Annotated in this window: 19 protein-coding genes and 1 riboswitch; of the genes, 4 read left to right on the plus strand and 15 right to left on the minus strand. The window is 37.9% G+C overall.

Annotated features, from left to right (window positions below; genetic code table 11):
• Positions 1-32: 32 nt before the first annotated feature.
• Entirely contained in the window at positions 33-662 is a 630-nt protein-coding gene (locus HMPREF1210_RS10045; RefSeq protein ID WP_016428560.1) for a YfbR-like 5'-deoxynucleotidase, read from the plus strand.
• A gap of 254 nt (positions 663-916) precedes the next feature.
• On the opposite strand, the gene asnB is transcribed toward HMPREF1210_RS10045, so the two are convergent.
• The 7 genes from asnB to HMPREF1210_RS18660 all read right to left on the minus strand — a co-directional run bounded on the left by asnB (position 917) and on the right by HMPREF1210_RS18660 (position 10,274).
• On the minus strand, positions 917-2,779 hold the full coding sequence (gene asnB, locus HMPREF1210_RS10050; RefSeq protein ID WP_016428561.1) for an asparagine synthase (glutamine-hydrolyzing): 1,863 nt from the start codon (positions 2,777-2,779) through the stop codon (positions 917-919).
• Positions 2,780-2,863: 84 nt separating this feature from the next.
• Complete coding sequence (locus HMPREF1210_RS10055) at positions 2,864-3,232, minus strand: hypothetical protein (RefSeq protein WP_016428562.1); 369 nt, start codon at positions 3,230-3,232, stop codon at positions 2,864-2,866.
• A gap of 190 nt (positions 3,233-3,422) precedes the next feature.
• Positions 3,423-5,774 carry a universal stress protein gene (locus HMPREF1210_RS10060; RefSeq protein WP_016428563.1) on the minus strand — a complete coding sequence of 784 codons (2,352 nt, stop codon included), beginning with the start codon at positions 5,772-5,774 and terminating at the stop codon, positions 3,423-3,425.
• 71 nt (positions 5,775-5,845) lie between these two features.
• Entirely contained in the window at positions 5,846-6,397 is a 552-nt protein-coding gene (gene kdpC, locus HMPREF1210_RS10065) for a potassium-transporting ATPase subunit KdpC (protein WP_016428564.1), read from the minus strand.
• A gap of 26 nt (positions 6,398-6,423) precedes the next feature.
• Positions 6,424-8,463, minus strand: a complete 2,040-nt coding sequence (kdpB, locus tag HMPREF1210_RS10070) for a potassium-transporting ATPase subunit KdpB (RefSeq protein WP_016428565.1) — start codon at positions 8,461-8,463, stop codon at positions 6,424-6,426.
• 32 nt (positions 8,464-8,495) lie between these two features.
• A complete protein-coding gene (gene kdpA / locus HMPREF1210_RS10075) occupies positions 8,496-10,169 on the minus strand; it encodes a potassium-transporting ATPase subunit KdpA (protein ID WP_016428566.1) in 1,674 nt (557 codons plus the stop codon).
• 27 nt (positions 10,170-10,196) lie between these two features.
• Positions 10,197-10,274, minus strand: a complete 78-nt coding sequence (locus tag HMPREF1210_RS18660; RefSeq protein ID WP_081637833.1) for a potassium-transporting ATPase subunit F — start codon at positions 10,272-10,274, stop codon at positions 10,197-10,199.
• A gap of 581 nt (positions 10,275-10,855) precedes the next feature.
• Positions 10,856-10,999, minus strand: a riboswitch (cyclic di-AMP (ydaO/yuaA leader).
• A 247-nt stretch (positions 11,000-11,246) separates the two neighbouring features.
• Here HMPREF1210_RS18660 and HMPREF1210_RS10080 point away from each other — a divergent pair.
• On the plus strand, positions 11,247-11,615 hold the full coding sequence (locus tag HMPREF1210_RS10080; protein ID WP_016428568.1) for a DUF2294 domain-containing protein: 369 nt from the start codon (positions 11,247-11,249) through the stop codon (positions 11,613-11,615).
• 282 nt (positions 11,616-11,897) lie between these two features.
• Here HMPREF1210_RS10080 and HMPREF1210_RS10085 read toward each other — a convergent pair whose 3' ends face one another.
• Complete coding sequence (locus tag HMPREF1210_RS10085; protein WP_016428569.1) at positions 11,898-12,197, minus strand: hypothetical protein; 300 nt, start codon at positions 12,195-12,197, stop codon at positions 11,898-11,900.
• Between the two features lie 272 nt (positions 12,198-12,469).
• Between HMPREF1210_RS10085 and HMPREF1210_RS18220 the strand changes: the two genes are divergently transcribed.
• On the plus strand, positions 12,470-12,616 hold the full coding sequence (locus tag HMPREF1210_RS18220; RefSeq protein WP_016428570.1) for a hypothetical protein: 147 nt from the start codon (positions 12,470-12,472) through the stop codon (positions 12,614-12,616).
• 261 nt (positions 12,617-12,877) lie between these two features.
• A complete protein-coding gene (locus HMPREF1210_RS17365; protein WP_016428571.1) occupies positions 12,878-13,273 on the plus strand; it encodes a BsuPI-related putative proteinase inhibitor in 396 nt (131 codons plus the stop codon).
• 198 nt (positions 13,274-13,471) lie between these two features.
• Here HMPREF1210_RS17365 and HMPREF1210_RS10095 read toward each other — a convergent pair whose 3' ends face one another.
• The 7 genes from HMPREF1210_RS10095 to HMPREF1210_RS10125 all read right to left on the minus strand — a co-directional run bounded on the left by HMPREF1210_RS10095 (position 13,472) and on the right by HMPREF1210_RS10125 (position 21,559).
• Positions 13,472-13,987, minus strand: a complete 516-nt coding sequence (locus HMPREF1210_RS10095) for a LysM peptidoglycan-binding domain-containing C40 family peptidase (protein ID WP_231391079.1) — start codon at positions 13,985-13,987, stop codon at positions 13,472-13,474.
• Between the two features lie 546 nt (positions 13,988-14,533).
• Positions 14,534-17,626: an AAA family ATPase gene (locus tag HMPREF1210_RS10100; RefSeq protein ID WP_016428573.1), complete on the minus strand. Its 3,093-nt coding sequence runs from the start codon at positions 17,624-17,626 to the stop codon at positions 14,534-14,536.
• Positions 17,623-18,810 (minus strand): exonuclease SbcCD subunit D, encoded by a 1,188-nt coding sequence (locus tag HMPREF1210_RS10105; RefSeq protein ID WP_016428574.1) that lies wholly within the window; start codon positions 18,808-18,810, stop codon positions 17,623-17,625. Before HMPREF1210_RS10105 ends, HMPREF1210_RS10100 begins: the two co-directional genes overlap by 4 nt.
• Positions 18,811-18,986: 176 nt before the next feature.
• Complete coding sequence (locus tag HMPREF1210_RS10110; protein WP_016428575.1) at positions 18,987-19,283, minus strand: DUF3817 domain-containing protein; 297 nt, start codon at positions 19,281-19,283, stop codon at positions 18,987-18,989.
• 123 nt (positions 19,284-19,406) lie between these two features.
• Positions 19,407-20,273 carry an AraC family transcriptional regulator gene (locus tag HMPREF1210_RS10115; protein WP_016428576.1) on the minus strand — a complete coding sequence of 289 codons (867 nt, stop codon included), beginning with the start codon at positions 20,271-20,273 and terminating at the stop codon, positions 19,407-19,409.
• 198 nt (positions 20,274-20,471) lie between these two features.
• Complete coding sequence (locus HMPREF1210_RS10120) at positions 20,472-21,236, minus strand: VanZ family protein (protein ID WP_016428577.1); 765 nt, start codon at positions 21,234-21,236, stop codon at positions 20,472-20,474.
• Positions 21,197-21,559: a PadR family transcriptional regulator gene (locus HMPREF1210_RS10125; protein ID WP_016428578.1), complete on the minus strand. Its 363-nt coding sequence runs from the start codon at positions 21,557-21,559 to the stop codon at positions 21,197-21,199. Before HMPREF1210_RS10125 ends, HMPREF1210_RS10120 begins: the two co-directional genes overlap by 40 nt.
• Positions 21,560-21,682: the final 123 nt, after the last annotated feature.

Consider the following 21,682-nt stretch of genomic DNA (forward strand, 5'->3'; position numbering starts at 1 on the left):
GGAAACAGCTACCTTAAAGGAGAAGAAATACAATGGGAATTCATCGATTTTTTACGAGCATGAACGATTTAGAACGCATCATACGCTGTCCAGGAAAATTTAAATTTGAAGAGCATAATGTTGCCGCACATAGTTGGAAAGTGTCTCAATACGCCATGTTTTTTGCGACGATTGAAGAAAATAACGGAGAAGCCATCGATTGGAAAGCGCTGTACGAGAAAACGATTAACCACGATTTCGCGGAAGTTTTCATTGGTGACATTAAAACACCAGTCAAACACGCCTCGCCTGAGTTGAAGCAAATGATTGCCCATGTGGAAGATAAAATGATGGAAAAATTCATATTGGAAGAAATCCCCGAAGAATTTCAACCCGTTTTCTTTCATCGAATGAAAGAGGGAAAAGATGCTACCATCGAAGGACGGATTCTTGAATTTGCCGATAAACTCGATCAGTTTTATGAGTCCTTTGCCGAATTGAAGCGAGGCAATACCGACCCAGAATTTATCCTCATGTATCAGGAAGCATTGACGAAATTAATAAAATTGCCGTTACCGGCAAGTGTTGCTTATTTCCGTGATATTATGCTCGAAGACGTGAAACGGGAAGATACGGCACTCGATGTTAAAGCATTTACTCTTAAAGTACTACAGACCCCATGACAAATTTAGCCTGTTTCATGAACATACTGGAAACGTAACTATATATTGATGTCTAGCCAACTCTGATAACCATGTTAGACTTAAAAGGTAGACGGAAGAGGATGCGCATCGTCTTTCGTCCTACAAATATTTCATATTATGTTTCAACACATAACCTACCTGTTTTGTGTTATGTGGTCTGTGGAAAAAACGTCCGGAGTGGTTGCCGGACGTTTTTTTATGTATTTTTTTACTAAGTCTTTTCAATATCCGCCTTAACGATTAAATTCATAAATATTCTCTACATAAACTTGATGCCAAACCATAAAGATAAGAATCGTCCAAAGCTTCCGGCTATTGTCTTTTTTATTGTTCACGTGATCCGCTAGTAAATTAAACACTTCCTGTTTATTGAAAATAGTTTCTGTTTGGCTGATATGTATTAAGTCCATTGCCCATTCATATAACTCATCTTTTAACCAATGACGAATGGGAACAGGGAAACCGAGCTTTTTCCGTTCCACCACATGTTCAGGCACGAGTCCTTCTGCTGCTTTTCTCAAGATGTATTTGGTTGAATGGTTTTTTATTTTCAGGTAGGTATGTAGCTTCGATGCTACTTCGAAAACGTGTTTATCTAGAAATGGAACACGCAATTCAAGTGAATGGGCCATTGTCATCTTATCTGCTTTGACTAATATATCGCCCTTTAGCCATGTGTGGATATCTATATTTTGCATTTTCGTGACCGAATCATAACTCATTGATTGTTGATAAATTGGCTTTGTGATGGTTGTATAATCCAAATTCGATTTATAGGTTCGAAGCAATTTCCTTTTCTCATTTTCTTCAAACATCTTGGCATTTCCAATATATCGTTCTTCCAACGGTGTAGTCCCGCGTTCAATGAAGCTTTTCCCTTTAAATCCTTCAGGAAATATACGACTGAGGACTTTCAATATTTCTTTAAACCGTGGAGAAATATGATTAAACATCCTTAGAGAATGCGGTTCTCGATAAATATTATAGCCACCGAATAACTCATCTGCCCCTTCTCCTGACAATACAACTTTTACATGCCTTGCCGCTTCCCTTGCCACGAAGTATAGCGGAACTAATGCCGGATCGGCCAAGGGGTCATCTAAATGCCAAACGATTTTAGGAAGTTCTTCAAGAAATTCCTGTGATGAAATCATATAGCTGATATTTTCTAATTGGAGGACATTTGCTGTTTCTTGTGCGACATTTACCTCACTGTAACCACTTTTTTCAAAACCGACCGTAAACGTTTTCAGCCGTGGATTCACTTCCTTTGCCAATGAGACAATAAAGGACGAATCAATCCCTCCTGAAAGAAATGCCCCCACCGGTACATCACTGCGCATATGAACATGAACTGAATCGGTTAATACTTCGCGGATCTCATGGATTAGTTGATTTTCTGAAGAATGAACTTGCTGGAATTTCGGGGTCCAGAAAGAATGAATTTCCATTGGTTGCTCCGGTTTCTTAGTGAAATAATGACCAGCCGGCAACTTTTTAATCAATCTCGTCATGGTGTTGGGTTCAGGTACATATTGGAAGCTCAGATAATGATGAAGTGAATCGTCATCCAGTTCATCGGATTCGACATAAAGGATTGCTTTCTTCTCAGAAGAAAAATACGTCATTTCCTCATTTTCTAAGTAAAAGAAGGGCTTAATGCCGAAATGATCCCGAGCTCCGAATAAGTGTTGTTCCTCTTTGTCCCAAATGACAAATGCAAACATCCCTCTTAATTTGTGCACCATTTTTTCTTTAAGCTCACTATATAAGGTAAGAAGGACTTCCGTATCCGATTCACTAGAAAATTCATGACCTTTGGCTATTTGTTCTTCCCGTAGTTCAACGTGGTTATAAATTTCTCCATTAAAGATAATCCAGTAACGTTCATCCTCATAAGAGAACGGTTGATGACCACCTTCGATATCTAGTATACTCAGCCTTCTAAATCCAAAGCTTACATATTCATCAACAAAACACCCTTTGTCGTCAGGCCCTCTATGGGCAAGTAATGAAATAATTTCATTCATTTCCTGCGTTCTTAGGTCACTTGTTTCTTGAGGTTGATTATACAAAAACCCTACAAATCCACACATAATAATCTCCTGCCTACGTATATTTCCAACGATAATGATTGATATGCGGGCTGCCTTTCACCTATGTTCAAAATTTGTGTACTTTTAAACAACCATCATTTCTTTCAGTGCTGTAGAGAATTCTGAGTTCTGTATTTCAATTGTGGCTTGGTTTACTAAATGTGCAAGAAACGCTTCTTCATCAAAATCTTCAATATCGATTTCGAATCGGTCCAATTCCAACTGGACTTCTTCGTTAATATTCGTTTCAATTTCAATTAAATCCGAAAAAATCAAGCCCCATCTTTTCTCTTCATATAATGTTCCAGCAATTTTTATGATAGTTGAACTGACCGTGGAAGATGGAACAGAGTAATGATTCTTAATCCAGATAGATGTCTCATCATGATTTGCAACAAATTCTAGAACTTCATATCCTAAATCAAAATTCTTCTTAAACTCTACTTTGTTCATAATCTACCTCCCCAATTTTTAATAGATTACTGTCACTATATCCATTTAATCCAGAGATTATACCAATTTACTATGTTGTTCTACTCTATTATTTTTTCTTAAATAGAGTAGAACAACATATCAACCAATGTGCTATTTTCAAACATTAAGAGTTTGGTAAACTTGATAGAATATGTTTTTGCTCACAGCTTCAAAAATTTTTGTCTTTTTCAGACTTATAATCAGCAACAACTAACACATCTAAATGTCGGACTAAACGCAATAGCTTTTGAACTACCGATCCTTTCATGATTTCTTCCACACGTGTTCTAGCTGACTGTCCAATAATGACTTGTGTTGCTTTTCTTTCATTTAGCTTTTGAACTAATTCATACACGACTTTTCTTCGATGCGATGTTTCATATATCTCAAACTCTCCGCCAAGTCTTTCTGTTAATGACTTCACTTTATTTGACATAGATTCCTCTGATTCTGAAAGAGCAGCATGATCTTTTACATAAATTACATACCACCTGGCTTTCAATCGATAAGCAATACGGAATCCCCTTCGAATTAGCCGTTCACTGTCATTCCCTAAATTTACACAAACAAATATTATTTCCTGTTTCCGCCAAGGTCCTCTTAACGTTCGACTTCTCTCCAGAGACTCCAATCTCTCGTCAACATCATCTGCTACTTCACGTAGCGCCAATTCCCGTAACGCAATCAAGTTACCTGTTCTAAAAAAATTATTTAAGGATTGTTCAATTTTCGTTGCAGCATATATATTCCCTTGCCGCATCCGTGTTCTTAAAGCTTTAGCTGAAATATCGATTAATTCTATTTCATCTGCCATTCGAAGAATATTGTCTGGAACCGTTTCGCGAACTCGCACTCCCGTAATTTGTTCAACACTATCGTTTAAACTTTCCAAGTGTTGAATGTTCATAGTAGAAATCACTGAAATACCTGACTTTATTATTTCTTCGACATCCATATATCTTTTTGAATACTTACTAGTAGGAATATTCGTATGGGCGATTTCATCGACAAGAACAACCTCAGGGTTACGCTTTAAAATAGCTTCTGTATCCATTTCTTCTAAAATGACATGTTTATACTTCACTTTTTTTCTAGGAATGAACTCAAGGGTACCAACTTGTTCCAGCGTTTCTTTTCTTCCGTGGGTTTCCAATAAGCCTATCACTACGTCAATTCCATTTCGCTTCAAGATATTTGCTTCACGAAGCATCGTGAATGTCTTACCAACTCCTGGGGCAGAGCCGATGTAAACCTTTAAGGTGCCATTTTTAATTTTATGTACCTCATTTTCAAGTTCTTTATGTGATAGTCGTCGGTATGGATCTGACGTCGGAATTTCTGATTTTTTTGCAGGTAGAATCCGTTCTCCTTCTTTTTCTGCACGATCTGCTACGATAAATAAATCTATATTTTTTGTTTTTCGTAGTATTTTGTTCAAAATTGACCCATACATCACTTCTTCCAATCTGCTACGTTTTGTTTGCCCCACGACTATACGGGTGATTTTTTTCTTCGTAGCGTAATTGTAAATTTCATCAGCTACATCCTCATTTATAATAGGAAGTTCTTCAAAAGAACCACCTATTTTTCCCACAAGTTTTTTTATCTCGCGTCTGAACGATTCTTCATTTTTGGTGAGGTTTCTTTTTGATGAACGAAAACAGACAACAAGGAGTTCTGCTCCTAGTCGCTTGGCTATTTGTTGGCCTCGACGGATTAAGATGGACCCGTTCCAATGGTATTGAACGGATACCAAAATTTTTTCAGAGGCACCTGATGCTCCTAACATCCCTTGTTTTTCTCTATAAGAATCCAATACCTCATTTACTTCTTCTGCTACAAACCTTAATGAGAGCTCTCTAAGAACCGCAAGATTGTCACGCAAATATAATTTATCTCTTCCTTTTGATGTAACAATGGTTCTTTCAATTGTTCCATCATGTAATCGCTTTAGTATGGATTCAGGGGTCACATCAATGAGTTTTACTTCATCAGCTAAATCTAATGTATCTTCGGGGACACAATGATCAACCTGTACGCGAACACCTAAAGTTTCTTCAGCTACTTCTCGTACACCTTGCAAATCATAAATATTGACCGTTGTAATCACACTTATTTTTTTATTGATTAATTCTAAAACATCGTCTAATCTTGTTTTATTTTTAGCTTGTGGGGAATTTCGATGTGCTAACTCATCTACAAGAACTAATTCAGGATTTCGCGCAAGAATCGCTTCCATATCTAAATCACATTTTATTATTCCTTCATTGTTCCACTCAATCGGAGCAATATTTTCAAGCTGTCCAATTTGTTCAACTGTTTTTGGATGGTTCGATACACTAACTAGTCCAATCACGACATCTATCCCACTCTTTTTCATTGCATTCCCTTCTAGTAACATATGATAGGTTTTACCTGACCCGCTCACTGCTCCTAAAATAATTTTCAAGTGACCTTTATTTACTTTCACTATTTCCTGAAGCAGTGCTTCAGGTGACTTCCTCCGAAATTGGTCTACCATGTATCAATCACCTTCCTTTTGCAAGGTAAAAAGAGAGAGTCATTTCACTCTCCCTTTTCTCCTACTTATCGCTATTCATCAAGAGCCAAATTGAGATTCAATACATTTACACGTGGTTCACCAAACACACCTAACTGACGTCCTTCCGTATGTTCCTTAATTATTGTTAATAATTCTTCTTCACTAACTCCCCTTTCAGCTGCAATTCGAGGAACCTGTATCTCAGCAGCTAATGGTGAAATATGTGGATCCAGTCCTGATCCAGAGTTGGTTAATAAATCTGCTGGAATATCTTTCTTTTGAATATCAGGATTATTTTTTAGAAATATGTCAATATCCGATTTAGTTCGTTCAATCATATCTTCATTCGAAGGCGCATAGTTTCCGGACCCAGAACCTGCTGCGTTATTATCTATAGAAGAAACTCTTCCAGAAAAGTACTTTGGGTCATTAAATGTTTGGCCGATTAGCTCAGATCCAACTACTTTCCCATCTTGATCCGTCAATAAGCTTCCCTCTGCTTTTGCTGGCATAATTAGTTGCGAAAAACCTGTCATCGCCAATGGGTAACCTACCCCACATATAAAAAGTAACACGAGCGTTAATCGTAAGTTTTTTAACATGATTCGTCACCTTTGCCTTCATTATTTTATGTTAAATTTATCAAAACTAGCATCAAGTCAATTATTTTTATACCAATAAAAGGAATCATAACTCCGCCAAACCCATAAATAAACAGGTTGCGGTTTAAAAGCTTAGTCGAGCTCATCGGAACATATTTTACGCCCTTCATTGCTAAAGGAATCAACAAAGGAATGATGATGGCATTGAAGATCAGTGCAGACAATATCGCACTTTGCGGTGTTGCCAAATTCATAATGTTCAGAGCAGCCATATGAGGAATAGCTACCATGAACATCGCAGGAATGATGGCAAAGTATTTTGCTACATCGTTTGCAATACTGAAGGTTGTCAATGCTCCCCTTGTCATTAACAACTGCTTTCCGATTCCCACTACTTCAATGATTTTTGTTGGATCCGAGTCTAAATCAACCATATTAGCAGCTTCTTTAGCAGCAGTTGTTCCACTATTCATGGCAAGACCAACATCTGCTTGAGCAAGAGCTGGGGCATCGTTGGTTCCATCACCTGTCATCGCAACAAGTTTACCCTCAGATTGCTCTTTTTTTATAACAGCAATTTTATCTTCTGGTTTTGCCTCTGCAATAAAATCATCAACCCCGGCTTCGCGGGCAATAGTTGCAGCTGTTAAAGGATTATCGCCAGTACACATCACCGTTTTTATTCCCATTTTTCTTAGTTCATCAAAACGCTCTTTCATTCCTGGTTTAACTGTATCTTTTAAATAAATTAATCCTAAAATTCGGTTACCATCTGCTACGGCAAGCGGCGTACCACCTTCCATCGCAATTTCCTTCGTTTTCTCATCCAAATCACTTGGAACTGTTCCACCTTTTTTCATTACGTAATCTTTGATGGCATTGACTGCACCTTTACGGACTTGACGCCCGTTTGCAAAGTTCGTTCCACTCATTCTCGTCTCCGCTTTAAACTCTACCCCCTCAGATCCGGCTACATTTAGTTCTGATACAGAAACACCCATTTTTCTTGCTAACTCAACGACTGATCGGCCTTCTGGCGTCTCGTCATAGAGTGAAGTATGAAGAGCCACTTTATTTAATTCTTTTTGATTTACATTTTCTACTGGAATAAACGTTGCAGCCATTCGGTTACCAAATGTAATTGTTCCTGTTTTATCAAGGATGATTGTGTTAATGTCACCAGCAGCTTCTACTGCTTTACCTGACATTGCAATCACGTTAAACTGTGTAACCCGATCCATTCCTGCAATACCAATAGCTGAAAGAAGGCCCCCAATGGTTGTTGGAATTAAACAAACTAGCAAGGCAATTAGTGTTGAGATCGGAATGGTCGCATCCACATAAGATGCAATGGGTAATAATGTTGTACAAACAATTAGAAAGATTAACGTTAAACTAACGAGCAATGTATTCAGTGCAATTTCATTCGGTGTTTTTTGACGTTTCGCCCCTTCAACCAAACTAATCATTCGATCAAGGAAAGATTCACCTGGATCTGTCGTTATCCGAATTTTGATGCTATCACTTATTACTCGTGTACCACCAGTAACCGAGCAGAAGTCACCGCCTGATTCTTTAATGACAGGTGCAGATTCACCAGTAATTGCTGACTCGTCAACAGAAGCAACACCTTCAATAATTTCTCCATCACTCGGGATCAATTCGTTCGCTTCAACAACAACGATGTCCCCTTTTCTTAAGTCAGTTGAGCTGACCATTTTATAGCTTCCGTCTTTTTGGAGCAGCTTTGCTTTTGTATCTTGTTTTGTTTTTTTCAAGCTGTCCGCTTGCGCTTTTCCTCTTCCTTCAGCCAAAGCTTCTGCGAAGTTGGCAAATAGAATAGTAACCAATAGGATAAAGCTGACGATTCCGTTGTAAAAGGCATTGGACTCTCCGCCAAACATCGTTGGAAAAATTGTTAGAAATAACGTAACAATAAATCCTATTTCAACGACGAACATGACTGGATTTTTCGCCATAAGTCGTGGATCAAGTTTTTTAAACGAATCAATTATTGCCCGCTTGACAATATCATTAGTCAGCGTAGCTTTACGGGTTGTGTTCATTGGGGTACTCCTTTATGTTCTATTTTCTTTGCTTATCGAATAGTTAACCATTCAGCAATCGGTCCTAACGCAAGTACAGGGAAAAATGTAAGCGCACCTACGATGACAACTGTTGCCAGTAAGATGACTAGGAATGTGCTGTTGTCTGTTTTAAAAGTACCCATTGTTTCGGGAACAGGTTTTTTGGCCAATAATGAACCAGCTACTGCAATCATCGCAATCATTGAGAAGTAACGGCCAAACAACATAACCAAACCAGTTGATATATTCCAAAACGGTGTGTTATCTCCTAACCCTTCAAATCCAGAACCATTGTTTGCTGCCGAAGATGTAAACTCATAAACAACCTGAGAAATCCCGTGATATCCTGGATTCGAAATCGCTGATGAGCCCATCTCAGTAGCCAATGCGATTGCTGTGGGAACAAGAATAATTAACGGATGAATCAATATGGTAATCGCAATCAATTTCATTTCTTTTGCTTCGATTTTTCTTCCTAAGAACTCGGGTGTTCGACCTACCATCAATCCTGCCAAGAATACGGCAAGAATAGAGTACATCATGATATTGATGAAGCCTACTCCATCTCCACCGAATACACTGTTGAACATCATTAACACTAATGGAACGAAGCCTCCTAGGGGTGTTAATGTATCGTGCATGTTATTTACTGTTCCTGTCGTCGCTGCGGTTGTAACTGTGGTAAACAAGGCACTTTGAGCAATTCCAAAACGAACCTCTTTGCCTTCCATACTTCCATTTTCTTGAGAAAGACCAATTTTCTCCAGTTCTGGATTTCCACTTGCTTCACTAAAATAAGTAAGTGATAAAAAGGCTAGGAACATGAGTCCCATGGTTGAAAATAGGATGACCCCTTGTTTACGGCTTTTAGCCATTGCTCCGAATGCAAATGGCAAAGCAGTTGGAATCAAGAACATGGCCAGAATTTCTATGACATTGGAAAATGGTGTTGGATTTTCAAAAGGATGAGCCGAGTTAACACCAAAGAATCCTCCACCGTTTGTACCTAAGTGTTTAATTGATTCCAGCGCTGCAACAGGTCCACGCGCAATTTGCTGCACCGCACCTTCAACTGTTGTCGCGGATATTGTGGCACCCATCGTTTGTGGAACACCCTGAGCAACTAGAAGCAGTCCTACAACTATGGATAACGGGATTAAGATACGTGTATTTGCCCGTACTAGGTCAACATAAAAGTTCCCGACACTTTTTTGACCAGTGATTCCACGCATGAATGCCAAACATATGGCAAGACCCGTTGCCGGTGTTGTAAACATCAAAAATATAATGACGGTCATTTGGGAGAAGTAAGATAACCCTGATTCCCCGCTATAATGCTGTAAGTTCGTATTCGTCAAGAAGCTTACTACTGTATTGAAGGCTAAGAGAGGATCCATTGCAGCAATCCCACTTGGATTGGCCGGTAATATCCCTTGCAAACGAATAATGAGGTAACAAGTGGCAAACATGACGATGTTACTAATCAATAAGGCTTTTGCATATTGTTTCCAGTTCATGCTCGTTATCGAGATACCCGACATCTTATAAATGGCTTTTTCTACGCCACCAAAAACTTTATCAAGCTTTGTTTCTTCCAAAGAAAATACTTTGGCAATATAGCGCCCCATCGGAATTGCCAGTAGTACAACCAGTAGTAATACAATTCCTATTTGTAAAAAATCCATTTTTGTTTCCTCCATCTATTTAAAAAATTAATACTTCTCAGGATGAATTAAGGCATCGATTAGGTAAACTGTTAGTCCTCCGACTAGAATCAATAAGAAAATCATTACTTTCCGCTCCCTTGTTCATCTACAACTTTGTCGCAAAAATGAATGAACCCCAAAAATACTGCAAAAGATGAAATAATTAATGCAATTGAAACGATATCCATACTTTATCTCCCTCTCTTTATTTGTGAATTATTTTTTCTCAAGCTCCGTCTTCAAAAATCACCTCCTTTAAAATTGTCCGTACAAAACGCACATCTTTGAATGGTTTCGAGCGTTTGCCTGGAAACAAAAAATAGGCCAATGTTTACTTCTTCCCCACAGTTAAATGCAAACAAATCCATCTCAATCCACACCCCAGTGGGATGTGTCGATGAAAATTTTTGAAATTCAACTTTGTTGGAGAAAAAGTACACATTGGCCTACTTAACGCCCAGCAAGCAATAGCTCTAGCTCTCTTTGCGTTCTGTCTTCCTGTTTCCTTTTTCAAAAGTTCAGTTAAAGTGCCTTAAGAAGTTGGCACTCTAGCTAAAAATCATATATTAATAAACATATAAAAAGACCTACTACAGTCCCCGAGCTTCCTTTTCCGCCTAAAAAAGGCAACAAAAAAAGACTCTCGAAATCAAGGTGGTCTTGTGACCTCCTCCGCTTTAGCCGACGAAGTTAGCTGACGGGTAGGATGGCGAAAGAGCATCTCATCCTTTCTACAGACAACTGTAGAATTAACCCCAAAAAATTGGTTCCTCCGTTCCTGATTGCTCAGGACTAAGCCGATATGTTATTTTCTGTTAATAAAATGTATATTACTCTTGACTCTTTTTTATGTATACAGGTAATTAGAACTATTTTTAGACTTTTGAATATTCAATATAGATCAGAAAATTCAAAGTTCCTATTAGTCAGGAATTTTTACGTTTGTATTTTAACTGTGTGACTATAAAAATAAATTCATATTGACAACTTTAACAACACCTCAGTAAGATAAGTCGTTAAGAAGATGAAAAATACAGTCCACCGGAGGAAATACAGTTGCCAATCTCACAGAAGAAAAAGTTAGAAGCTGATTTAAGTGAAGCATTTATAAAGCTGCAACGGGAATTACTCGGTCGTGGCCCACAAGAAACGAAGACCTATATTGTAGGAGATATGGTGATTGCACGATTTAAAGGGGTTCTTACCGTGGAAGAAAAACATCTTGTTTCTCATGACAACGGACGGAAACTGGTTAAACAGATGCGACAAGTCCTGCGCGAAATGTACAGTAAGGATTTTGAGGGCATAGTTGAAAAATGTACAGGTTGTAAGGTACTCTCAAGCCATGCAGATATAAGTACCAAGATGGGTGAACGAATTGAAGTTTTTATTGTGGACAAGGACTTGGAGAAATCTTTAGATTAAATACGATAAAAAAATAAACCTATTCATTTGTATGTGATTTTTCGACGATTACTTTTTCACATTTTACCAATACCTCACTATGGCAAAGGATGGTTTCTGACCAAACTCTTTTGTTTTTATTCTCCTTCCTTGAATCCTCTTGCCAGCTTGTCGTGGGAGAATTATTCAGTTTAGATGTTGCTTCCCAACGATTTCGAAAATAGAAAAGAATCCAGCAAATTACTTACATGCTGGATTCTATTATCTAATTTAGTGATAGAAATAAGAAAATACGAATTTCAATCAAGCTTTTGATTTTTCATGAAATGACTGCAAAACCTGCTTTAGCGCATCTCTGAACTCAGGTTCTGTAAACTTTTTAATGCTTATGAACTGTCTTTTATCCATACGATGACGATATTCAGACAAATAGCCAACAAATAAATAACCATTTCCCGATAAATGCAATTCTTGTAATACATTCTCTTTGCGAATTGGACTATTGGGATAATAATAGGTCGAGCGATTATTCGAGACTTCTTTACGCTTTAACTCTGGAAACTCATCTAAGACATTTACTACCTGTTCATAAGACATCGGCATGTTTTAGCTCTCCCTTGTTCAGAGTATTATTTCTTTCCTCTCATTTCGAAATATGCCCCTAAATAAGATTTTTCATCCTGACAAGTAATGCTGTAATTAAAAGTTACTAGAAGTCTATACACATAATGAAAAGTTCAGCCTCCCTCGCTAGCCTTATCATTGTAAATAGACCGAAAATTCCACGAATGGTGTCCCATTCATGAGTTCGTAATTATTTTCTGACAACTTTCATATACTACTTCTAAAAAACTATATTAGGGGAGTATTTGACGATGAAACCTGAATATGTGAGTCAAAAGGAAATGGAATTACGTCAAAATCAAGATTTTATTGCTTCTCAAAATATGGTCGCTGAAGGTTCACCCATTTATCATCTGGATAAAGACGATACAGAAGTTGAAAAAGAAGATACACTTTAATTCTCGGGCACCAATATTCTTCATAAAATAATACAATAACTCTTAGAGTCACTGGATTTCTTTTTTATTGGCTCTTTAAAATTTTATTGTTGTTTATCCTACATTTGCGCTTTTTGGAGAAGTACCGAAAAAATAACGAACTCGTTTAATCATTATAAGTAAGGGGTATCATTTCATGGAGAATTGCTGTCCAATTTTCGGATGATTTTCGTCGTAAGGAACCATAAAACTTTAAATACGGAGGTTAGGGTCATAACAGAATTGAAATGGGATGGAAAAGTCACAGTAGATGTAGATCAAGCTACGTTTACTTTTACAGTTAAAAATAATAGTGAGCAGCCAATAATTCTAGAATTTCCAACGAGTCAGTCTTATGACTATTCAGTGTATAATGCCCAAGGAGAACGAGTGTATCATTTTAGTAAAGGGAAAATGTTTCTCCAAGCACTTCAATATAAAACGTTAAACAAAGGAGAACAAATTCAATTTGAAAGTATCTGGAATTACAAAACGAATGAAGCGGAGAGAGTGCCGGCAGGAATGTATACAGTAAACGCAATATTGACCATTCGGAAAATAAATGACACACTCGTTCATTCACAGCCTTCTACTACGTTTGAATTTTATATTCCGGCTGAAAATACTGCTTTCAAATAGTGTAAATTGAGGGAAAGTGTAAACTAATACAATATAAGTTGAGAGCTCTTTGTTTTCGATTGAACGGGAGTTAAAATAAGTATCAAATGGGTTAATAGCAACACTAAAGGACTGACGATGAATAACGTCAGTCCTTTAGTGTTGCTGGTAAAATATCACATAAATTAGATGCGCTTTTCTAGAAATATGGGATGAATATTATAGTACTCTTTGTGCCCACATGAAGTGTTTTTGTGTCCATGGTCCCCAGACAGAAAAAGTTTGTACACTGTTTGCCGTGTTTAGATTACTGATCCATTGCCCATTCCCCATATAAATCCCTACATGAGAAATAGTTTTGCCGTTGCTCGCAAAGAACATTAAATCCCCTTTTTTCATATTCTTAAATGAAATTGACGTTCCGATATGTGATTGCTCACGGCTAGTTCTAGGCAAGTTCACGCCAAATTTAGCATAGACATGTTTAGTCCAGCTACTACAATCTGCTTTGTAAGGCGCTAGGCTATAATCTGCCCCGTATACGTATTTCGTTTGTGTTTTAAGAACCTTTGCATAGTCAACAAGATCGGATGCTTTGTCCGGTGTTCTAACAACAATAGATTGACCAATATTAAGTTGATGAGGATTTTTGATTTGCGGATTTAATGATCGCAAATCCTGATAGCCCATTCTGTATTTATAAGCAATGCCGTTTAATGTATCACCTTTATGCACTGAATATGTTGCACCTGCGACTCCCGAAAATGAAAGCGCTAACATAAATGATAGAATCAAAATTCTTGTAAACTTTTTAATAGAAGTTCATCTCCTCGTGAATAATTAGTTGGTATTTTTTTCTTACACTTGGTACAAATTTTGAAATATGTTTTGGTAAGGTCTACTATGTAAAAATATGTAGGTAGAGCGCTTGCAAACTGTTGGCTCATTATTTAAAGCAACAGCACGAAGGGTCGTTATGTATTTGGCTTAACTTTTTTTGAGTATAGCATGCAAATTATATAGGGAATGGTGGTAATTATTACCGAACATTATTTCCCCTACAACTGCCCACATTTCCAATATTTACTGGAGGGAAACTTAATAACTTCTAAAGGTGTTAATTGTAATATTGGCTATAAATTGAATTATCTTTAATAAATCAAGCATATTTACATACAAAAAACCAGTATCTCTATGAGGTACTGGTTTTACATCTGTAGTTATATTCAAACAAGTTGTCTGCAAACAATCAGAAAACCACCATCCGAAACACGAGTCTAATCACTTAATAACAAATCGTGTCTCGCTATAGCCTTCTTTCGACTTTGTCACTTCCAATATCGCTGGAATAGCTGTTTTCAATTCCTGAACATGAGAAATGACGCCAATCATACGACCTGATTTTTGCAAGTCGATTAGTGTGTCGATTGATTTGTTCAATGATTCTTCGTCCAGCGATCCAAATCCTTCATCAATGAACATCGTATCGATGGAAACATTACCTTGGAAACTTTGAATGACATCGGCCATACCTAACGCTAAGCACAATGAGGCGTTAAATTTCTCTCCTCCGGAAAGCGTTTTGACATCGCGTGTTTGTCCCGTATACGCATCATAAACATCTAGTCCCAAACCACTTTGTCTTCCTCTTGCTTCTTGCCGTTCACTTCGAATCAAATGGAACTGTCCATTCGATAAGTTCTTCAATCGTTCATTCGCCGACACAATAATTTGTTCAAGGTATTCAATCTGCAAATATCGTTCAAATGAAATCTTCATTCCATTTTGGCCTCTGATCACGTCATACAAGTCGGTGATTTGATTGAATTCCTGTTCTTTCGCAATGGCTTTTTTACTGGATAACACTATGCTACTAATTAGATTGTTCGCTGCTTTTTTATAATCATTTGATAGATTTACTTCCTGTAACGCCTTTTCATAGACTACCTTCAAAGAAGCAAGTTCATTTTGCAAATCGTTTAAATCGACTTTCGTTTTGTTTGCAAGTTTTATGGACAATTCAGCCACTTGTTCAATCAGTGTATGTCGAGATTGTTTAAACTCCAGAATTTGCTCGTTCAATGAAGTTCTCTCTGAATCCCTTAACTTCGCTTGTTGATAAGTTTCATCTGATTCAAAAGCCGAGGACTCGAGGGCTTTATTAAATGCAACATTTGTCTTATCTAGTTTAGCCTGTGTTTCTTGCAAAGCTTGTTCGGTATGTGCAATCGTCAAAACAGAAGAAGCATGTTGTTCCCTAGCTTCTTGAAGAAGTTGTTGCACCGCTTTCCATGCATTTTCAAGTTTGGTTTTGCGTTCACTTGTTTCACGTACTTGTTGTTCTAATTGAGACAAGATACGCACTTCGGCTGGAATCGATTGTAATTTATCTTCATAAATCGCTTTGCTTTTTTCGTAAATAGATTGTGCTTCTTGATGATTTTTTGTTATCTCATTTTTTTTAACATCCAACTCTTGTACAGCTAGTGACAGCTCTTGGTGTTGTAGTTTTATTTTTCGAAGCACGTCTTTATCTTTTCGCATTTGACTCACTTCAACATCAAATTTAAGACGAGATTCATCCAAAGTTTCATAGACCTTATCAGAATGCGTTAAATCAACACCGAACCCAGCTACTTCTTGCCCTTTAATCGAGAGTTGCTCCATCATAGCGTTTTGTTTGGCTGAAGCATTTCGATAGGAACTGTCTACTTGATTCAAAGTCAATTTTACTTGATCCAGTTGTTCCTTCGAAGGAGCAATAGTTTGATCTTGCTCGTTCTTATTTGGATGCTCCACACTGCCACATACTGGACATGCATCTCCGTCATGTAAATGAGCCGCTAAAACTCGAGCTTGATTAGCAAACCATTCATTTTCAAGCGTTGTGTACTCTGTTTTCACCGTATTATAGCGTCTTTCTTTATCAAGAGTTTCAGTTTCTAGTGTTTTCATTGATTGCTGAATGGACAGAAACTCTTTTAACACTCGGCATTGTTCATTTAACTCGCTAAGTTTTTGTAACTTATCATCAAATGGAATCAACTGATTTTCGAGCCGATCCATATCAAGCTTTATAGCTGTAACAGCTTCATTTTTAGAGTTTATTTGTTCCTCGATTTCCTTGACGTTTACTGATAATTTATCGACTTCATTCTCCATAACTTTTAACTCGGACTCTTTCGAAGTCATATCTTTTACTATTGGCAAGAAATCATATAAACGGACAAGTGACTCGCTTAATTTTTCACGAATCTCCTGCTTGTTCTCTTCTTCAATATATTGAAGGTTCATCTGCGCTAACTTTTCCTTTGCTTTTGCCTCTGAAGTAACCGCTCCATCCCAAAGCTGCTGTTTCTCCAGTACTTCTTTTTGAAGTTCTTTATAGTTTCGTTCGATTCCTTCGATTACGCTTGCTCGTTCTGCCTGTTCAAGCTGCTTTTCTTTGCCTTCAAATAAAGGTAACTGGTCCGTCAACGCCTGCAGTTTCTGTTCTTTTGTTTCCCATTCCTCAAATCGTTCATTTAAGCTTTTGGCTTCATGGAATTCACCTGACTTACTTGTATGGTTCTGGTAAGCATCTTCGTATTTAAAGTGATCTTGGCGGATTTTCTCCTCATAGAAAGAAACTTCTTCTTCCAATCCCGAAATGACTTGGTGAATATTGTAGTGTTCCTGAGCAAGCACCTCAAATATGGTGGATTCGCGTTTCGGAAACGATGCAGCGATATTTTGAATGTAACTGTTAGTCGTGCGTTGCTCAATTTTCAATTCTTCTTCAGCAAGTGCTTTCTTTGTCTTAAGTCGTTCACTAATCATTTTATAAGGCTCGGTTTTAAAGATTTTCCGTAGAATATCTTCTTTGTTTTCTGTCTCAGAAGTTAGTAATTTTCGAAACTCGCCTTGTGGCAGCATCACAATCTGGATGAACTGATTTTTTGTTAGCCCAATAATTTCATCGACTTTATCATTAATTTCTGACACGATTTGCCGTTCAACACATGGAACTTCACGGTCTATTAGCTTTTCATAAAACTCATATTTTTCACCCGTCGCTCCTTTATTGCCTTTTTTCACATGCCCTATTTGGCGTAGGATTCGATACGTTCGCTGATGCATTTCAAATACCAGCTCTACAGATGTATGGACATGGTCCTCTGCAAAGTCACTGCGCATTATACGTGATTCACTTCGATCCGAACCACTTGCCGAACCATATAAGGCAAAGCAAATCCCATCAAAGATGGTTGTCTTGCCCGCTCCGGTGCTGCCGGATACGACAAATAATTGGTTGCCTTTAAGTTCTTTGAAATCAATAATTTCGGTATGTTTATAAGGACCAAAAGCGGTCATCTTTAAGGTAATGGGTCTCATATTGTCAGCCCTTCTTTCTTACCTGGGCTAGTGATTTCCTGTTGCTCCAGTAAGAACTCTTGAAGCACTTCTTTAAAAATATCCTCAGTTTCTTCCGATGCAGGTACCCCTTTTACTTCTTCGTAAAAAGCGTTAAATAACGCTAAGTCATCCATTTTACGACGTGAACCTACCGTGGTTTCTTCATTATCTTTTACAGCAGACAATAGTTTACGTTCTACATGCATTGCATTTGGATAAACCGAGCGAATCTTTTCCATAGGGAATAAAATCGGTGTTTCATCCAGCAATTTCACAAACACATAATCGTGATTCATTTCATGCTGCAAAATGTCTTCCATTTTTCCTTCAACGGTGCGAATGTCGCGTTTAGGTTTGAGTAAACGCTTTTCTACACTGACATTTCCAAGCTCGTCCATCTGAACTATATGGAAACCTTTTTGATGATGCTCTTCAGAAATTGAATATTTCAGTGGAGAGCCCGAATATCGGACCGTCTCATTCATAACATAATGGGCTTGATGCAAATGTCCAAGTGCCGTGTAGTGGAACTTTTTGAAGTGTGAAGCACTTACATACTCCGCTCCACCAATTGCAAGCGGCCTCTCCGAATCACTCGTGTTTTCCTCTTCTTCCCCGTGAGGTGTCACAAAGGCGTGTCCTACCAGCACATGTCTCTTAGATAAATCCATCGAAGACTTAATATGTGCAACCATTTTCTTCATGGCATCATCATGTGTGCGGATCTCTTCATCTTCTAATACATGCCGAACTTGAGAAGGATCAGCATACGGAACTAGATGGAAATGAACTTCTCCGTGTGCATCCTGTAGCACAATCGGCTCTAATTCTTTCTTCAATTGACCCGTAATATAAAAACCATTCGATTTCATCATACGGCTACCAAAGTTCAAACGCCCCGGGCTATCATGGTTCCCCGAAACGGCAATGACAGGTGTTTTCAGTTTCAATACAATCGTTTCAAGTACTTCGTCCAACAAATTCACCGCGTCCGTCGGTGGTACTGCCCGGTCGTATAAGTCTCCCGCGATAATAACGGCATCCGGTTTTTCTTCGGCAATCGCCTCAGTAAATTGTTGCAACACGTATCGTTGTTCTTCCGTCATTGAAACTCCTTGTACTAACTTACCTAAATGCCAATCGGCTGTGTGGAAAAATTTCATCATGTGCTCCTTTCATCATTCATCTGGATTATCATTCTCAGTAGTTTCTCTACATTTATCTTACCTATATATTAAGCAAACAAGATTTCCAAAATAAGTATTATTATACATGATTACGAGCAGGTTCTTTGGAATCAATAGAAAAAACACCAGTAAGATATGAATCTTACCAGTGTCTATACTGTTTCCAATTTTTGAAGCTTGCGATCGAATATGATATTGCCAAACGGAATGAAGGCAACAATCACAGCGATAACGCTATAAATAAACGGCCATCTCACGATAAAAGTCATATACGCAATTACCAGGCAATAGCTGACAAACAGAAACCCGTGGATTGAACCAACGACTCTCACAGCTTCTGGCATTCCAAAGAAATATTTTAATGGCATCGCCAGGAATAATAAGATTAATAGAGAACTGCCTTCCAATAATCCCATGAAACGAAATCGCTTAAGTGGTTTTTCAGACATTTTAACCCCTCCTGCTTTCTACACCCCTCATTATAGAGAGGCGAGGGGTAGAGTGTACAGTCATACCGTCCTAATCAAGTGATTTTATCGAAAGGGTCTTCAAAGATTTGTCACAGTAAAGGTCTACTTATTTACGACAGGAATCCAGATCTCTGAATAATAATCCGCCTGACTGGCATCTTCGATCGAATAAACTTCCATTTCAGCTGAACCGCTTGGGCGATAAGAGCTCGACGGGAACCATTCGCTGTAGATTTTCTCCCACATTGATTGAATTGCTTGAGGCATCGGGCCTACTACTTCAAAAACAGCATAAGTCGCCGCGGGAATTTCCATACGATCATAACGTGCTGGAACCTCGTCTCCATCATAAGCAGTAGCAACCCAATACTCTAAAGTACTTGCAGCTGTATCAATCATGCGACAGACTCCAAGCATTCCTTGCACTGCGCCATTATTCAACGCGACCAATTCGTCATCCACTCCGTTTTGATGAACTTCTTGCCACATTTTTGGAATCTCTCGTGTATTTTCCCCGTTTTCACACGAGAACTCTCTTTTCACACCAATAATCGGAAATGCCTCTTTTTCTTCTATTCGTACCTTCATCGGTAACGCCCCTTTCAATTGTACAGAGATGACCAAACGATTGTAGGAAGTGAATCCTTTTTTTGAAGATCGCGCTTCAGAGGGCGATAACCCGTGCTGCCGCTTGAATGCCTTCGCAAAAGATTCCGGTGTCTCATAACCATATTTGAATGCCACATCGATTACTCGCACATCCGTCAATGCGAGTTCCTCTGCAGCAAGAGTCAACCGGCGGCGGCGTACATACTCCATCACACTCATGTCCGTCAGAACCATGAAAATTCTTTGAAAATGAAATACAGATACATTCGCTTCTGCAGCGGCATCCTCCATTTTGAAAGCAGTCTCTAAATGATTCTCCAAATAATCTATTGAGCGTTGCAGCGCTTCTATCCAACTCATTCCATCACCTCGTAAAATTATCTTATTCCTATTTCGACATTGAATCCTGTCTTTTCCTGCTCGATTCGGACAGGTAGACGGTTTTCTTCATATTGAGCGGACTCTCAGTCTGATTTTTTGGCGTTGATGTCTGAAAAACCTTCATTTGAACTAAAAAATCCCCTCTAAAAAACGAAAGGGATTACATATAGATTTTGGTTAACTTGTAGTCTTATAAAATATCGTCAATCTGGATAACTTAGCTACTCTCATCAAGAGCTTGATGATTAAGAATCCAACTGCCGTACCAATCGTATTGAGAATGATGTCGTCAATATCAAACTGGCCAATTTGAAGGGAAAACTGTAACACTTCAATAATAAACGTTATGATAATGCTACCCACAAACACTTGAGTGAATGATTGATATTTTTTAAATAAGATGGGAAGGAAAATGCCCAGAGGGATAAAAATCAACACATTCCCTAACGTATTGTTGATAATAATGTCCACATTGAATTTATCCGCACCCATTAAATATTCAAAAGTATTTCCAAATGGGATCAAATTCGAATTTTGTTGCCATGTGGCTAAATCAAAGAATCCATTAGATTCTGGCGAGATATAAAAGTATTTATTGAAATCACTTTTGTAATTAATGATTATCGATAATATCCTCAAGAAAAGTAAGTTACTTAGAACAATTAAAGAATAGATGCCAAATAAAAGCCAATTAATCTTTCTGAACATTTTATAGTATGGAAATATAGAGTGTTGGAATCCTTCTTCTATACTTTTCTCATCCCCAAAGCTTTGCAATGCTTTTTGTGTGGATTCTGAATCCGAAAATCCCTGCTCCAGAAATTCCTGTTTCAATAAAAGGATATGCCCTGTCATTTCTTCAGTCATTTCACTTTTTTCATGTTCATCGCAATTAAGTTCACTTACGATTTTCCTAATGTAGGCTTCAATGGTTTGATCCATGCTATTCCCTCCGAACATACTTTGATTAAGTCACTTATCTTCTTCCATTCTTGTAACTTCCGGGCCAACTCTTTTTTCCCCGAATCTGTAATGCGATAATATTTCCTTCTGGCACCGACCTCTGGATTATCCCAATAAGATTCAAGCCATTTTTTGTTTTCCAAACGTTTCAAAGCTGGATATAATGTTCCCTCACCCATGTTGTAAAGTTCTCCACTATTATGTTTTAATTTCTTCACCATTTCATAACCGTACATGTCTTTTGTATTTACAATGGACAGAAGTAATATATCGATACTGCCTTTCATGATTTCCTTATCCATTAACATCCCTCCTTATGATTAATAACTTTTTACATCGTAACACGATGTATGTCGTTCCACAATGTTTATCAAGAATATTTTTCCATAATTATTATTAAGTGAATGACTTAGTTTAATTAGTAT

The organism is Paenisporosarcina sp. HGH0030 (assembly GCF_000411295.1).
GTDB lineage: Bacteria > Bacillota > Bacilli > Bacillales_A > Planococcaceae > Paenisporosarcina.